The sequence below is a fragment of the Desulfocicer vacuolatum DSM 3385 genome, from assembly GCF_900176365.1.
Taxonomy (GTDB): Bacteria; Desulfobacterota; Desulfobacteria; order Desulfobacterales; family Desulfobacteraceae; genus Desulfocicer; species Desulfocicer vacuolatum.
Genome location: NZ_FWXY01000011.1, coordinates 67,466 through 82,830, shown reverse-complemented (window position 1 = coordinate 82,830; position 15,365 = coordinate 67,466). Strand labels below are relative to the sequence as shown.

At 46.6% G+C, this 15,365-nt stretch carries 11 protein-coding genes; 8 read left to right on the top strand and 3 right to left on the bottom strand.

Going from position 1 to position 15,365, the window contains the following annotated elements:
- Positions 1–231 precede the first annotated feature (231 nt).
- From B9A32_RS11305 to B9A32_RS11290, 4 genes are all read left to right on the top strand, one after another.
- Positions 232–2,652 (top strand): GcvT family protein, encoded by a 2,421-nt coding sequence (locus tag B9A32_RS11305; protein ID WP_084069489.1) that lies wholly within the window; start codon positions 232–234, stop codon positions 2,650–2,652.
- A 292-nt stretch (positions 2,653–2,944) separates the two neighbouring features.
- Entirely contained in the window at positions 2,945–3,715 is a 771-nt protein-coding gene (locus B9A32_RS11300) for an electron transfer flavoprotein subunit beta/FixA family protein (protein WP_084069487.1), read from the top strand.
- Between the two features lie 168 nt (positions 3,716–3,883).
- The gene (locus B9A32_RS11295; protein WP_084069486.1) at positions 3,884–4,834 is read left to right on the top strand and encodes an electron transfer flavoprotein subunit alpha/FixB family protein; all 951 of its coding nucleotides are present in this window, start codon (positions 3,884–3,886) and stop codon (positions 4,832–4,834) included.
- A 196-nt stretch (positions 4,835–5,030) separates the two neighbouring features.
- Complete coding sequence (locus tag B9A32_RS11290) at positions 5,031–7,037, top strand: (Fe-S)-binding protein (protein ID WP_084069484.1); 2,007 nt, start codon at positions 5,031–5,033, stop codon at positions 7,035–7,037.
- Between the two features lie 63 nt (positions 7,038–7,100).
- Here B9A32_RS11290 and B9A32_RS21715 read toward each other — a convergent pair whose 3' ends face one another.
- Entirely contained in the window at positions 7,101–7,310 is a 210-nt protein-coding gene (locus tag B9A32_RS21715) for a hypothetical protein (protein WP_212637902.1), read from the bottom strand.
- A gap of 120 nt (positions 7,311–7,430) precedes the next feature.
- Between B9A32_RS21715 and B9A32_RS11285 the strand changes: the two genes are divergently transcribed.
- Positions 7,431–7,823, top strand: coding sequence for a universal stress protein (locus tag B9A32_RS11285; RefSeq protein WP_139795801.1), 393 nt, complete (start codon positions 7,431–7,433; stop codon positions 7,821–7,823).
- Positions 7,824–8,119: 296 nt separating this feature from the next.
- Positions 8,120–10,822, top strand: a complete 2,703-nt coding sequence (gcvT, locus tag B9A32_RS11280; RefSeq protein ID WP_232367128.1) for a glycine cleavage system aminomethyltransferase GcvT — start codon at positions 8,120–8,122, stop codon at positions 10,820–10,822.
- Here gcvT and B9A32_RS11275 read toward each other — a convergent pair.
- Together B9A32_RS11275 and B9A32_RS11270 are read right to left on the bottom strand one after the other, a co-directional pair.
- Complete coding sequence (locus B9A32_RS11275) at positions 10,819–12,405, bottom strand: HD domain-containing phosphohydrolase (protein WP_084069478.1); 1,587 nt, start codon at positions 12,403–12,405, stop codon at positions 10,819–10,821. The genes gcvT and B9A32_RS11275 overlap by 4 nt on opposite strands.
- Positions 12,406–12,828: 423 nt before the next feature.
- Positions 12,829–13,314: a methylated-DNA--[protein]-cysteine S-methyltransferase gene (locus B9A32_RS11270; protein WP_084069476.1), complete on the bottom strand. Its 486-nt coding sequence runs from the start codon at positions 13,312–13,314 to the stop codon at positions 12,829–12,831.
- Positions 13,315–13,570: 256 nt separating this feature from the next.
- Here B9A32_RS11270 and hutH point away from each other — a divergent pair, with 256 nt between their 5' ends.
- Positions 13,571–15,103 (top strand): histidine ammonia-lyase, encoded by a 1,533-nt coding sequence (gene hutH / locus B9A32_RS11265; RefSeq protein ID WP_084069474.1) that lies wholly within the window; start codon positions 13,571–13,573, stop codon positions 15,101–15,103.
- Positions 15,104–15,112: 9 nt separating this feature from the next.
- Positions 15,113–15,289 (top strand): hypothetical protein, encoded by a 177-nt coding sequence (locus B9A32_RS21710; protein ID WP_212637901.1) that lies wholly within the window; start codon positions 15,113–15,115, stop codon positions 15,287–15,289.
- Positions 15,290–15,365: the final 76 nt, after the last annotated feature.

Sequence of the window (15,365 nt, the reverse complement as noted above, 5' to 3'; positions counted from 1 at the left end):
GATCTGATCTGATCTGATCTGGGAAATATGATAAATTTGTAATTTTATACAATTGCTTTTTAAAAAATACTAAATAATGGATTGTAATTTGCATATGCATTTTTAAAGCAATCAAGTCGCTTTTAGAAATAACCCTTTGATGGAAAGCACCTCATCTGCAAAGGTGTATTCATCTCTGCACTGGTGAGATAAAAGGGTACTTACTTGAATCAAAAAAAGGAGAGCTTTTACATGAAAACAAATGCAAGGGCAGTGGTTATCGGCGGTGGAGCTATTGGTGTAAGTGTTGCTTATCATCTGGCGAAATATGGCTGGGGGAATGATGTGGTTCTTGTGGAAAAACATGAACTCACCTCTGGATCAACCTGGATGGCCGCAGGCAATGTTTCCTTTTTTCATTCAAGTTATTACGGCACCCAGGTAAACATGAAGAGTATTGAAATCTTCAAGAACCTTGAAAAAGAAACCGGCCAGAATACCGGCTGGCACACCACAGGTTCCATCCGTACGGCAGATAATAAAAATCGAATGGACGAACTGGGATATTTCTATTCCATGAGTAAATGTCTGGGCCTGGATGTGGATTGGGTTACTCCGGAAAAAATGAAGGAGCTGCATCCGTTAATGCACACAGAAGGGTTGCTTGGAGGCCTTTACTGGCCAGATGACGGGGATGTGGACCCCAACAGTCTGACCCAGGCCCTGGCCATGGGTGCCAGAAAATACGGTGCAGAGCTGAATCTTCACACCATGGTCACCGGCATTGAAAAACTTGCCTCCGGCGACTGGCTGGTAAAAACAGACAAGGGAGACATCACCTGTGAACATGTAATCAATGCCGCAGGTCTGTGGGCCCCGGAAGTTGCCAAAATGGTGGGTCTTGAAATCCCCTCCATCGCCATTGCCCACACCCATATCCTCTATGAAAAAATCAATGCCGTTGACGAACGTGAAACCATGCTCCCGCTGGTACGTGATCCTGATCGTTCCATCTATCTTCGCCAGGAAATGGACAGTCTGATTCTTGGCATGTACGAAAAATACGGCCAGCAGTGGAAGGCCAAAGGGGTACCCTGGGATTATGCCCAGACGGAAATCAACCCGGACATTGATAACATTTCCGAAAACATTGAGCACGGCATGTACCGCTTCCCCGTACTGGGCGATACAGGCTTTAAGCATGTCACTGCCGGCCCCATCACCTACACCCCCAACGGAGATCCCCTGGTGGGTCCGGCCGCTCCCCTGAAAAATTTCTACCATGCCTGTGGCTACAGTTTCGGCATTACCCAGGCCGGCGGCATCGGCCATTTCCTTGCCGGATGGATCATGAACGGAGAACCTGAAATCGATCTGTGGGACATGGACAGCCGTAGATACGGTAGTTTTGCCAACTGGGCCTATAATCATGAGAAAATTGCAGATACCTATCCCAGACTCTATTCCATCATCTATCCCAATGAGTGGCGGGATGCAGCCAGACCCAATCGTACCAGCCCCATATTTGAATACCAGAAGGCTGCCAATGCCTCTTTTGGGGATTATTTTGGATGGGAATGCCCCAATTACTTTGCACCTCAAGGGGAAGACAATCACGAAACCCCCTCCTGGCGACGCAACAACTCCTTTGAGAATGTAAAGGCCGAATGCAAGCATGTTATGGAAAAAGTGGGACTTCTGGATCTTACACGGTTTGCAAAAACCCGCATTTCCGGACCCGGTGCCGAGGCATGGCTGAACAATCTCACCTGCCAGAAAGTGCCCACAAAGGACGGTGCCCTTTCCTTAACTCCCTGCCTTGACCATGAAGGAATGTTTAAAACGGATATGACCGTGTCCCGCACCGCAGAAAATGACTATTTCTGTGTCACCGCCAGTGTGGGTAAAAAACATGATCAGCACTGGATGCTCCAGAATCTCCCGGAAGACGGTTCCGTTGTAATGGAAGACCTTACTTACAAAATGGGATGTCTGGTTCTTGCCGGACCCAAAAGCCGGGAGGTCCTTGCCAAGGCCAGTTATGATGATGTTTCCAATGAAAATTTCAAATTCAGCACCACCAAAGAAATCTACGTGGGCCGGGTGAAATGCCGGGTAAACCGCATGAACTATGTGGGAGAGCTTGGGTATGAAATTTTCCATCCCATGGAGCAGCAGATTTCCCTGTACAACCATCTCATGGAAGCAGGCGCAGAGTTTGATCTGAAAATGTTCGGCATGTATGCTATGGATTCCATGCGGTTGGAAAAAGGCTATCTTGCCTGGAAATGTGAGATGAATCGTCATCATCACCCCCTGGAAACCAATGTGGCCTGGACTGTTAAATGGGATAAGGATTTTATTGGAAAAGAGGCGCTTCTCAAGAAAAAAGAAGCTGATATCACCCAGAAACTGGCCTGCATGGTTGTGGAAGCCACTGATTCCGATCCCTATGGATACAATGGTATCTACAAAGACGGTGAAAGAGTGGGCATCACTTCTGCCGGCGGTTACGGACACCGTGTTGACAAAAGTATTGCTTTGGGGTACATCGCCCCGGAACTGGCAGTTCCCGGCACAAAACTGGAAGTTGAGATTCTGGGCAGAATGAGATCAGCAGAAGTGGTTTCCATGCCGCTGTATGATCCCAAAAATGAAAAAATGAAAGCCTGAAATTATAAAGAACAGTTATCCTTGGTTTCTTAAAGTATGCTTTCCGTGGAAACTTTTTTTTGAGAAAAATTTTTAAAGACTATAATCCCGTTTGCAAAGCAAGATAAAGAATACCAAAGGATTTGACAAATGATGATGAACCAGACGTTTTACTGCGACATCATCATTTGTTTTTATGTAAACCACCACAGGCGGACCGATATTTGCTTTTGTATTCGCCACAACAAAACTTGAAAATCCCCTTGCCCGGATTTTCTAACAAAAAACGTTAAGATTCAGAGGATATGAGATTATGAAAATCTTTGTATGCATCAAGCATGTTCCCGATACTGCAGCCAATATAAAGCTGGTTGGGGATAACGGATTTGAAGATTCAGAATGCAAATTCATTGTAAATCCCTACGACGAATACGGCCTGGAAGAGGCAGTGAGTCTGGTGGAAAAAGAGGGTGGAGAAGTGGTCGTTGTCACCGTTGGTAAAGGTGCTGCCACCGCCACCCTCAGAAGTGCCATGGCCATGGGGGCTGCAAGGGCCATCCATGTTCAGACCCAGGGGCAGTTTCTGGACAGCACACTCACAGCCAAAGCGCTCAAGGCTGCCATGGATCAGGATGGTGCTGCTGATCTTATTTTTACAGGAAAAGGCTCTGTGGATACAGAAGGTGCCCAGACCCAGTATCGACTGGCTGCCGCCATGGGGCTTCCCGTGGTCAATGAAGTGTCCCGGCTGACCATTGACGGTCAGAAAGCCACCATGGAAAAAGAGATCGGCGGAGGAGAGCGGGAAGTTCTGGAAATGCCCCTGCCGGGTATCATCGGTGCCACCAAGGGGCTCAATGAACCCCGGTATCCTAAATTTCCGGATATTATGAAGGCCAAAAAGAAAAAAATTCAGGAAATGGCCATTGGTGATCTGGGCATTGATGAAAACGCAGGCGCATCCCAACTTGTGAAACTGGAAGCTGTTCCTGAGAGGTCCGGAGCAAAAATGCTGGAAGGCTCTGTGCAGGAGCAGGTGGCCCAATTGATAAAAGTCCTCAGGGAAGACGAAAAAATCATATAGACAAACCCATTGCATTACCATGACACAATGTCAGGGAATGTTCATTGCAAACGGGTGTGGTTGGCATTGCATCATCATGACAGATTTTGATTTTTAGCAATTGCAATGTGCCATGTTAAATTGTTGTCACAAGATAAAGTTTAAATTGTTCATAGGGAGAACAAAAATATGACCAGGACAGGTGTTTTAATAGAAACGGGTGAAGGAAAAATCAAGGAAACCAATTTTGGTGTTCTGACGGCTGCCCGGGGAAAGGGCGGAGACAATGAGGTGTATGCCCTTCTCATTGACGGTGATGCAGAGGCGTTAAAAGCTGAACTTTGTAAGTTTGGTGTTCAGAAAGTTATTGCCGTTTCCCTTGCATCAGGTGATCTTGCCGCAAGTCCGGAAGCCCAGGCCGGAGCCATTGCCGCTGCGGCAAAAGAGTATGATCTTAAAGCTGTCATGGGCCTTGCCAGCACCATTGGACGAGATCTTTTCGCCCGTATGGCAGCAAGCCTTGATCTTCCCCTGATATCTGACTGTATCTCAGTGGATATTGATGAAAAATCCGGCGTAAAATCCCATTTTTCGGGTAAAACCTTTGCCACTGTAAAGGTGGATGCCGATCTTATGCTGTGCACCGTAAGACCCAATGCCATTGAGGCTGTGGAGGCCCCGGTGGATGGCGAAGTGCTCTCTTTTTCTGCAACGGTTGCCGATGGTGCCGGGGTTAAAATCATTGAAAGGAAAAAGGGGGACGGCGGTAAAATTGACCTCACAGAGGCCCCTGTAATCCTCACCGGTGGCCGGGCCATTAAATCTGCTGAAAATTTCACCATGCTCGAAGAGTGTGCCGCCCTTCTCGGGGCTGCCGTGGGCGCGTCCCGGGCCGCCGTGGATGCAGGCTATGCCCCCCACGCCATGCAGGTGGGACAAACCGGAAAAACTGTGGGGCCAAAGCTCTATCTGGCCTGTGGAGTCTCCGGGGCCGTACAGCATTTTGCCGGAATGAAAACCTCAAAAGTCATTGTGGGAATTAACACTGACAAGGATGCTCCCATATTTGCAAAGTCTGATTACGGCATCATCGGAGATATCTTTGAGGTCATTCCGGCGTTGACAGAGGCCTTAAAATAAAATTATTTCTTGACCCGGCCAACCCTATCTGGTGTCGGACGTGAGAATAGTTAAAGAAAGAAATTGACATCCGGTGGGGTAAGTTTTTTTACTCCACCGGATTTTGGAAAACTCTTTTCATCGGTGGCCGCCAAAACACCAGGGGGGCCCCCAGTTAAAATCAAGCCCAGACAAACCCCAAGGAAATAACTCAATCATGGAAAACTATTTAATCGTAAAATCAATTGTTATGTTTGTGGCACTGGTGGCCGCCTTTGGATATTTTTTCCTTAAAGTGAAACGACTTTACCAGATCATGATGGCTGTGGATGGGGTGGTGGAAAAACCCGTGGACAGAATATCAGATCGAATCAAGGTATTATTCACAGATGTGCTCGGGCAAACCAATGTCCGCAGAAAACTCATGCCTGGTATTTCCCACACCCTTATTTTCTTTGGATTCCTGGCCATACAGGTTCACTCTCTGGAATTGATGATCCGGGGAGTCTTTCCCTCATTTGACCTGCTGCATATTATTCCTTCCATTTATACCGGATACCTTTTTATTGCAGATATTCTGGCTTTTTTTGTCTTGGTGGGCTTTGCCTATGCCCTGTACCGCCGAACAGTTATTAAGCCGGAGTATCTCACCATGGGGCGGGATGCCAATCTGATTATTTTGTTTACCTGTGTTATTATAATTTCCTTTCACTTCATCAATGCCTTCCAGACCCTCATGCCCTTGGAAGCAGGGGCTGCTTCCCACAGCGGTATTTTTCCCATATCCGGGCTTCTGGTTTCTATTTTTGGGCTTTCCGGTCTTTCCCAGGGGCAAGTTATATTTGGATATGAACTGAGTTATTTCATCCACATAGGCACCATATTAGGCTTTCTTATTTATATCCCCGGCTCCAAGCATCTCCATCTTCTGGCGGCAGCTCCCAACGTATTTGTTAAACCTCTGGAAATGGAGAAAGCAATATTAAAGACAGATATTGAAGATGAAGAGGCCGAAACCTTCGGGCTTGGCAAATGCAGTGAATTCAACTGGAAGAATGTGCTTAATTTATATGCCTGCACCGAGTGTGGACGATGCGAAGAGCTGTGTCCTGCATCGGGAACAGGTAAGCCATTGTCACCCAAAAAAATTCTCCATGATTTTAAGGTCGATCTGTTTGACCAGGCAGACAAACTTCTGGGGGATGAAAAAGACGAGATTGAACCCCTCATGCGGGAAGGATCTCCTGTCACCGATGATGTGCTTTGGTCCTGCACAACATGCCGCTCCTGTGAGGATATTTGCCCGGTGAACAACCAGCATCTGGATTTTGTCATTGAGATGCGTAAACACCAGGTGCTCATGGAGGCCAATTTCCCCGCAGAAATGCAGGAAACCTTTACCAACATTGAAAACCAGGGCAACCCTTGGGGTTTCAGTGCAGACACAAGGGCAGACTGGTGCAAGGGCATGGATGTGCCTCTGATCAGTGATAAACCAGATGCCGATGTGCTCTACTTTGTGGGATGTGCAGGTTCCTTTGATGACCGGGGAAAAAAGATTGCCCAGGCAACGGCCCGGGTGCTTCAAAAAGCCGGGGTTAATTTTGCCATCCTGGGACCAGAAGAGAGCTGCAACGGAGACATGGCACGCCGGGCCGGCAACGAATATCTGGCCCAAATGCTCATCCAGCAAAATGCCGAAGTGTTTAATCAGTATAAACCCAAAATGATTCTCACCGGCTGCCCACACTGTTACAATGTCATTAAAAATGAATACCCTCAATTTGATGCGTCCTATCCTGTGGTACATCACACAGAATACATGCTGGATCTGGCAAACCAGGGACGTTTGACCATCAATCGTAAAGAGATGGGGGATATCACCTTCCATGATTCTTGTTATCTTGGTCGGTGGAATAATATTTATCAGGCCCCACGGGAACTCATCACCCGGGTAAACAGCGGTGGAAATCTTGTGGAAATGGATAAAAATTTTTCCAAAGGCATGTGTTGCGGTGCAGGAGGTGCCAGGATGTTCATGGAGGAAACCATTGGAGAGCGCATCAATAACGTCCGGGCCGCCGAGGCCGTTGCCACCGGTGCAAAAACCGTGTGTGCCGCATGTCCCTTTTGTGCCACCATGCTCAATGACGGTATTCTTGAAACCGACACAGTTATTCCGGTAAAAGATATTGCTGAAATCATGGATGAAGCAACCAGTTGATATAACCCACATGCCCTATCGGACACAACGAATATAGGGTCGTAGACCCGGAGTCAAATGGCATTATGCCGCCCCCCCCCCGAGGGGCAATGGTCCCGGCCGGAACTGTAGACAGCTCAATTGGCCGGTTCCTATTGCCCCTCGGGGCGGGCTTTGCTGAGGTAAGCTTTGGGGTTTACCTTGTATATAAACCGCCACGGGCGGACCGTATTCTGCTCCGGATCTGACCACAACGAAGATTGAAATACATCCCCGGTTTGCGGAGTATTTCATATAAAAAATTATAGAGGAACTACAATGGCTGTAACCGGTGATTTTGCCTAAGGTTTTTCTTTTTAAATCGCCGTGAACATGATACTGTTTTTCAAAATATTACCCAACAGGAGAGACAATATGAAACTCTTAGTGAGTTATGACAAAAATTTGAGAACCACTGCTGTCATGGAGCTTACAGCCCGCAGGGCCAAAGAATCAGGTGCACTTGTTTATCTGGTTAAAACCTGTGCCTCCGATGCAACGCCGGAGAGAATTTCTGAGATTGAAAAAAAGCTGGATTTCATCAAAGAATATCTGGATAAACAGGGCGTTAAAAGCGAAGTCCATGTTCTCATCCGCGGACTGGCCCCCGGTGATGACATTGTGCGTTTTGCCAGAGATAAAGCAGTGGATGAAATTATTTTTGGCATGAAAAAAGAATCCAGAGTGGGCAAGCTGGTCTTTGGCTCCACCGTTCAGTTCATCATCCTGGAGGCCCATTGCCCGGTGACCACCATAAAGGTTACATGATTATTTAAATTTTTCCATCACTCCATGGTTTTACGTAAAATTGAAAAGGCGAATCGGTTGTTGACTGATTCGCCTTTTTGTTTAGATGTTATTTAAAAATTCAGGGGAAAAATTGAAATTCCATGGGATTGCAGCCGTTTCATCTGTTTTTAAACAGCCTCTCAGGGCTTTAAAACCCAGATAGATTCATGGAAAAGGCAAAGTGTTTATTCTTGCGGTTTTCTACAACTTTTTCTTGTTTTTTTTAAAATATCACAATAAAACAGTTATATGAACAGTGAGACTCCAAAAATAAAATGCTTAACCTTGCAAAGGTGGAACCCATGAGCCCTGACAATAAATGCAGAAAAACACCCCTTTACCAATGGCACAAAGACAATGGTGGTCAGATGGTTGATTTTGCCGGCTGGGACATGCCGGTGCAATATGATTCCGGTGTGATTAAGGAACACCTTGCCACCCGAAAATATGGCGGCATGTTTGACGTAAGTCACATGGGGCGCTTTCGCATTAAAGGCAAAGACAAAATCGCCTTCCTGCAAAGGGCACTCACCGGTAATGCCCAGGCCCTGCAGCCGAGGGAAGCCCATTATACCATAATTTCCGATGAGAATGGATATGCCCTGGATGATGCTTTTTTATATCGGTTTGACAAGGAGGATTACCTGTTGGTGGTAAATGCATCCAACAGTGAAAAAGACTGGAAGCATCTCATTAAAATCGCCGACAAATTTGATGATGTCACTCTGGAAAATCACACGGAGTCCCTTTCATTGATGGCTATTCAGGGCCCCATGGCCAAGGAACTCATCACCCGGGTGGCACGGAAATCTCCTCTTCCCGAACCCAACCAGAACAGCCTCTCCCAAATGGATCTTTGCGGCGTTTCCTGCCTGGTCTCCAGAACCGGTTACACCGGGGAACCCAACAGCTTTGAAATTTTTGCTCCGGCAGATCAATTTGTATTTTTATGGGAATCCATTTTCAGCCAAGGGCAGGCGTTAAACATTGTCCAGGTGGGTCTGGGGGCCCGGGACACCCTGCGCCTGGAGGCAGGCATGCCACTGTATGGCCATGAACTGGGCCTGGGACCGGATGAAAAAAAAATTCCCATATTTGCCATTCCCCTTGCCACGGTGGCCGTGAGTTTAAGTCCGTTAAAGAAAAATTTTGTGGGAAAAGAGGCCCTGACCCGGCAATGGACGGCCCATGAAAATCAGCGTCAGGGAATTTTTGAAAAAGAGACACCCCTGCCAAGGCGCATCAAGTGCCTGGCATTGATGGACAAAGGCGTTGCCAGACAAGGGGCGGAAGTATTCATGGATGAGCAAAAAGTGGGGGATATCACCAGCGGCACATCCGTTCCTTTTTGGCAATTTAAGGGCCATGGGGTTGAGATGACCCCCACGGATAAAACCGGGAAGCGATCCATTGTGCTTGGGCTCCTGGATGCCCATATACAAGTCGGACAGACGGTGCAGATCAAGGTGAGAAAACGCACCCTCAACGCCATGGTGGTTAAAGCACATGGGCGTTCCGATGCACCGCCTTACTTTCATCCCATTTTGGAAGGTTACGAAATTCCGGCATCCCATGATAATAATTCCATGACCCAGGGGATTTCACGCTTTAAAAGGGTGCTTGCAAAAAGCTGGGAAAATCATCAGTGGCGACAGACAAAATGCATCAATCTCATTCCTTCTGAAATGACCCCGTCCCCATGGACCCGCCTTGTCCAGGTCAGTGATCCCGTGGGACGATATGCCGAACACAAGGAACTGGCTGCGGCCTATGAGCAAGAGGTGTTCTATTACCAGGGATGCGATTTCATCGCCTGGGTGGAAGAGGCCCTGGCCCATGAAATGTCCCGGTTCATGGGATGCCCCCTGGTGGAGTGTCGATCGGTGAGTGGGCAGATGGCCAACATGACCGCCTTCAGTGCCATGGTCCAATGGCGGAACCGGGGAAATTTAAAAAGGGAACCCGGCCGCATTGCCTGTGCCGTTACCAACCACATCGGCAGGGGAGGGCATCTTTCGGCCCAGCCCATGGGCGCATTGCGGGACTACATTGCCAAAAATCCTGTTACGGAAAAATTTAATGTGTTTAATTTTCCCGTACTTCAAGACAACCCCTACCAGATGGATCTCAATGCCCTGGAGGCATTGCTTGCCGATATAGATCCTGAACTGATGGTGTTTGGCAAGTCCATGGTGCTTCACACGGAACCTGTGGCCCAGGTCAAGTCCCTTTTGGAATCCATGAACAAACGTCCCATTTTGATGTATGACATGGCCCATGTTCTGGGGCTCATTGGTCCCCATTTCCAGGAACCCTTTAAAGAGGGGGCAGACCTGGTCACCGGCTCCACCCACAAAACATTTTTCGGGTCCCAGAGGGGGGTTGTGGGATGTGCTTTTGATGGGGAAAACACACCGGAACATGAGCTGTGGCAGACCATCCGTAAAAGAGCCTTCCCCGGCATGGTCTCCAATCATCACCTGGGAAGCCTTCTTGGGCTTCTGGTTGCAGCCATGGAAATGAACACCTTTAAAGATGAATACCAGCGCCAGGTCATTGCCAATGCCAAGGCCTTTGCCCGGGCATTGAAAAAAACGGGCCTGGATGTCCAGGGGGACGCTGCCATGGATTTTACCCAGACCCACCAGGTCATTGTGGGGGTGGGGTATGGCAAAGGTATTGAGGCGGCCAAGGCCCTGGAGAAAAATCATATTATCTGTAATTACCAGGCCATTCCCAGTGATGAAGGCTTTACGGTCAGCTCGGGTATCCGTCTCGGGGTCAGCGAAATGACCCGTTTCGGCATGAAGGAAACAGACTTTGAAGCCCTGGCCTGCATCATGGCAGATGTGATTCAAAAGGGCGTGGATGCCTCCGGTGATGTGGAACAATTTCGCAGCCGGTTCCTTGACATGGCGTATTGCTTTAACGACAATGAAATCCTGGATTTAAAAGAAAATTTTCTGGGATCTTTTTAACTGTTTGATCTTGCTTTTGTGGGTTGTGCCTCAATGGTTGTCATGTCAGCGATACTTTCATAGTAATCATCTATATATTCATCAGAAAAATGAGTTCCACGGTGGCGTTCAAGTGCCTGGGGTAATATCCGCAGAAATGCATCCACGACATTGGAATCAAAATGGCTTCCCCGCTCATTTTCCAAAATACCCATGGCCCTGGCCAGGGGCATGGCCGTAAAGTTTAATATTTCGTTTCCATCGTATTTGGGATAATCTCTGGGGGAAGTCAGGGCATCAAATACATCGGCAACTGCCAAAATTTTTGACCCCAGGGGAAATTGATCTCCTTTTAAGCCTTGGGGATATCCTTCACCATTGATTTTTTCATGATGGCACGCCGCAACAAAGGGAACTTCTTGAAGATTTTCTGGGAAATAAAATTTTTCCAGTATTGCCATTGTTTTTGCAGGATGAATATTCATTTCGGCACGCTCTTCATCAGAGAATTGCCCATTTTTCAACAAAACTGAGTCTTTTACAGCAATTTTACCGATATCATGCAGAATGGCTGCATATTTTATGACTTCCTGATCCTTTTTTCCTAATTTCATTTCCTCGGCCACCAGAAGAGAGTATTCCGTGACGCGTAACGAATGGCCGGCAGTCAAGGGGTGTCTTGCATCCACGGTGGCCGACAGAGTCCTAATGGAGCTTTCAAAGGAAAGTTCCAGCTCATCCATGAGAAAAGAATTTTCCAGGGCAATGGCCACTTGCGAAAGCAGTCCTTTTAAAAATTTTTCATCTTCTTTGCAGAAAAAACCGCCATCAACCTTATTGATAACCTGAATGATCCCCATTCTTTTTCCCGCCCGATTATTTATGGGCATGCAAATCATGGCTTTGGTTCTGAAGTTGTGTTTAAGATCAAACTCACGGTTGAAATACGGTAACGTCCAAGCATCCTTAACATTGATGATTTTTCCAGTCTCTGCAACTTTTCCGCAAATACCGTTACCCAACGGCAGGCGAATATCTTCTATTTGCTCTGCGGCCCTGGTCCACACCTCCTGATTTTTTTCATCAATTAGATAAAGGCTGGTTCGCTCGGCCTTCATGGCTTCGCTCAATTTATGGACAATTAAATTAAACAAGGAATCAAAATCCAACTCTGAACTTAAATCTGCGGACACGGACAGATGGGTGGATAAGCGAGAGAATAGAGCGTCACTCTGTTCTTTATGACGTTGAATAAGGTGCTTATTTTGCTCTTGAAGTTTCCCAATGATTCCACCTGCCAGCAAAAGAAAAGAAGCCCAGGCAACAATATTAAAAAAAAGGCTGAATTGGGTTTGTTCAAATAAAAAAGAGGTGGGCGATAAAAAAACAATGAGAATCACCCAGAAAATACACAAAAGAGCACCGAACATGGTATTATTTTTTCCAAGAAAATAGGATGCAACCAGGACGGGAATAAAATAAAAATTTAAAAAAGCCAATTTATAGGGTACATAGTAATTGATAATTGTGACACTGAGAAGGATAGTCAGCACAAAAAGTTGTTCAAAGTTATTTATAAAATACTGTTTCACTCTTACCAGCATGAAAATCTCCAGATAATAAGTTCAAAATTTTCTAAAACAACAAATACTGATTTTGTGCTTTTCTCCTCTATACATTCAAGAAACATTGCTTCCAAAGGATATGTGATTCTTGAAGTTTTTGAATCTACTGAATATATAAAATAATCTTTGAAATATTTCAAATAGAATGATTACCATGTAAACTTAAGATAAACACCTTCGCAATTTCTTTTTATATGAAATACTCCGCAAATCGGGGGCGTATTTCAAACTTCGTTGTGGGCAGAGCCGGATCAGAATACGGTCTGCCCGTGGCAGTTATATGAAAAATCCCGTAAATCTGAAAAAATTTTCCATCTTTGTTATGGCAGAATAACCTCAGAACAAGGTCCACCCGTACAATTATGAAATGTTAAAATTTTATCAGAATCGGTCTTTAAAAATTTAAAAATTGGTATGATGATATTCTAATTCCAGGGACAGTAATTTTTGTTTAATAAAAAGCCCGCTGCCATACCCCACAAGCCTGCCATCAGCACCGATAACCCTGTGGCAGGGAATGATCAAGGGAATGGGATTTTTGCTGTTGGCCCCCCCCACCGCACGACATGATTTGGGGCTTCCAATGGCCGTGGCAATATCTCCATAGGAGACGGTTTTACCATAGGGGATATTTAGCAATGCAGACCAAACCATTTTTTGAAAAGGGCTACCCGCGGGTGCCAGGATAAGATCAAAATTCTTCAGCTCCCCGTTTAAATAAGCATGGACTTGATCAAAAATCGGCTTTAAGAACTGTTTATCCAACTTCCATGTCCCTGGAACTTCCATGGGACGAGCGCCCTTTTGGAAACCAATATGTCGTAATCCTTTGTGGTCGGCTCCAGCCAGAATGGGGCCGATAATACTGTTTTGAATATCATAGTTCATATATTTTTTCCTCAATTAATACCTCCACCAGACTCAAAATCGATTTAAAATTTGGCATTATCAACACCATATATTGTATTCATAGTCGTATCTGAACCACAATATATATCTTAAAATTCCAGCCAACATAAAATTTGGTAAAGATATTAAAATAAATAACGTTTTTTCATCGACGGCTTTCAATTGACATGGGTTGTATATATATGTAAGAACATTATCAGTCAAGAATCCTTGGTCCCCAACGGAGGCAAATAACATGTTTCAACTGACAATAGAGCCTGGAAAACTTACCCTTAATCAGTTACGACGGGTTATGGCCCAGCCCGTTCAGGTAAGTCTGGCACCCCAGTGTATCCCAAACATTGAACAGTCGGTGAAAACCGTCAGTGATGTGGTGGAGCAGGGTCGGGTGATTTACGGTATTAACACGGGATTTGGACTGCTGGCAAACACATTGATTCCCCATGACGAACTGGAACACCTCCAGCGATCCATCGTTCTTTCCCACGCTGCAGGAATTGGCGATTACATGGACAATGCCACAGTGCGGCTGATGATGATATTAAAAATCAACAGTCTTGCCAGGGGATATTCAGGTACCCGCCTGGAAGTGATCAATGCCCTCATTGAGTTGATCAACCATGGGGTTTATCCCTGTGTACCCCAGAAAGGCTCCGTGGGCGCATCCGGGGATCTGGCCCCTCTGGCACACATGAGTGCTGTACTCATCGGCGAAGGCGAGGCCTTTTATCAGGGACAACAGATTCCAGGTAAAAAGGGCCTTGAAATTGCAGGCCTTGATCCCATTGCCCTGGGCCCCAAAGAGGGGCTGGCATTGCTAAATGGTACCCAGGCATCCACGGCCTTTGCCCTTGATGGGTTGTTTGCCACGGAAAATCTATTTGCTGCGGCCCTTGTAACAGGCGGGCTCAGTGTGGAGGCGGCCCTTGCCAGTCGTCGTCCATTTGAGGCAATGATCCATGAAGTTCGCGGCCATGCCGGTCAAATAGATACCGCCGCCAACTATCGACGTCTGCTGGATCAAAGTGACATCGGCACATCCCATGCCAATTGTGAAAGTGTGCAAGATCCCTATTCCCTTCGGTGTCAACCCCAGGTCATGGGAGCCTGTCTGGATCAGATTCGCCATGCCGCCGACACCCTTGCCATTGAAGCCAATGCCGTGTCAGATAACCCCCTGGTATTCAGCGATTCCTGCGATATCATATCCGGTGGTAATTTCCATGCCGAACCCGTGGCCATGGCAGCGGATAACCTGGCCCTGGCCATCTCAGAAATTGGCGCCCTTTCTGAAAGGCGCCTGGCCTTGCTCATTGATACCCACATGAGTAAATTACCACCATTTCTGGTGGAAAAGGGGGGGCTTAATTCCGGCTTTATGATTGCCCAGGTCACTGCAGCTGCCCTGGCCAGTGAAAATAAATCCCATGCCCACCCGGCATCTGTGGACAGTCTTCCCACCTCTGCCAACCAGGAAGATCACGTTTCCATGGCTGCCTTTGCTGCACGGCGGCTGGGTGAGATGGTTGAAAACAGCGTGGGGGTGGTGGCCATTGAACTCCTTGCTGCATGCCAGGGGATTGACTTCAGAAGCCCCTTAAAAACCTCTATCCTCCTGGAGCAGGCCAGGGGAATGTTGCGAAAGAAGGTACCCTTTTACGATCAGGACCGCTATTTTGCACCAGATATCAAAAAAGCTGCCAATTTGGTAAAATCAGGAGCATTTAACCCCTTGGTGACCCAGGACCTGTTACCAAGTTTTAAGTAAATTTTTTATATGAAACACTCCGTAAATTTATGGAGAATTTCTAACTTTGTTGTGGGCGGAGCGAGGTCAGAATGCGGTCCGCCCGTGGCGGTTATATGGAATACTCCGCAAATCCGGGGCGTATTTCAAGCTTTTTATGGGCAAGGCGGAATCAAAATAGGTTCCGCCCGTGGCGGTTATATATAATTTATAAACATAACAACAACATATAACAAACATCAAGATTCATTTTAAATTGTAAAACTTTTTTAAAACTCCACAC

What these genes read in the sequence shown, in the direction of transcription:
- B9A32_RS11305 (WP_084069489.1), top strand. Translation starts at nt 232, where the DNA reads ATGAAAACAAATGCAAGGGCAGTGGTTATCGGCGGTGGAGCTATTGGT.
- B9A32_RS11300 (WP_084069487.1), top strand. Translation starts at nt 2,945, where the DNA reads ATGAAAATCTTTGTATGCATCAAGCATGTTCCCGATACTGCAGCCAAT.
- B9A32_RS11295 (WP_084069486.1), top strand. Translation starts at nt 3,884, where the DNA reads ATGACCAGGACAGGTGTTTTAATAGAAACGGGTGAAGGAAAAATCAAG.
- B9A32_RS11290 (WP_084069484.1), top strand. Translation starts at nt 5,031, where the DNA reads ATGGAAAACTATTTAATCGTAAAATCAATTGTTATGTTTGTGGCACTG.
- B9A32_RS21715 (WP_212637902.1), bottom strand. Translation starts at nt 7,310, where the DNA reads ATGAAATACTCCGCAAACCGGGGATGTATTTCAATCTTCGTTGTGGTC.
- B9A32_RS11285 (WP_139795801.1), top strand. Translation starts at nt 7,431, where the DNA reads ATGAAACTCTTAGTGAGTTATGACAAAAATTTGAGAACCACTGCTGTC.
- gcvT (WP_232367128.1), top strand. Translation starts at nt 8,120, where the DNA reads ATGCTTAACCTTGCAAAGGTGGAACCCATGAGCCCTGACAATAAATGC.
- B9A32_RS11275 (WP_084069478.1), bottom strand. Translation starts at nt 12,405, where the DNA reads ATGCTGGTAAGAGTGAAACAGTATTTTATAAATAACTTTGAACAACTT.
- B9A32_RS11270 (WP_084069476.1), bottom strand. Translation starts at nt 13,314, where the DNA reads ATGAACTATGATATTCAAAACAGTATTATCGGCCCCATTCTGGCTGGA.
- hutH (WP_084069474.1), top strand. Translation starts at nt 13,571, where the DNA reads ATGTTTCAACTGACAATAGAGCCTGGAAAACTTACCCTTAATCAGTTA.
- B9A32_RS21710 (WP_212637901.1), top strand. Translation starts at nt 15,113, where the DNA reads ATGAAACACTCCGTAAATTTATGGAGAATTTCTAACTTTGTTGTGGGC.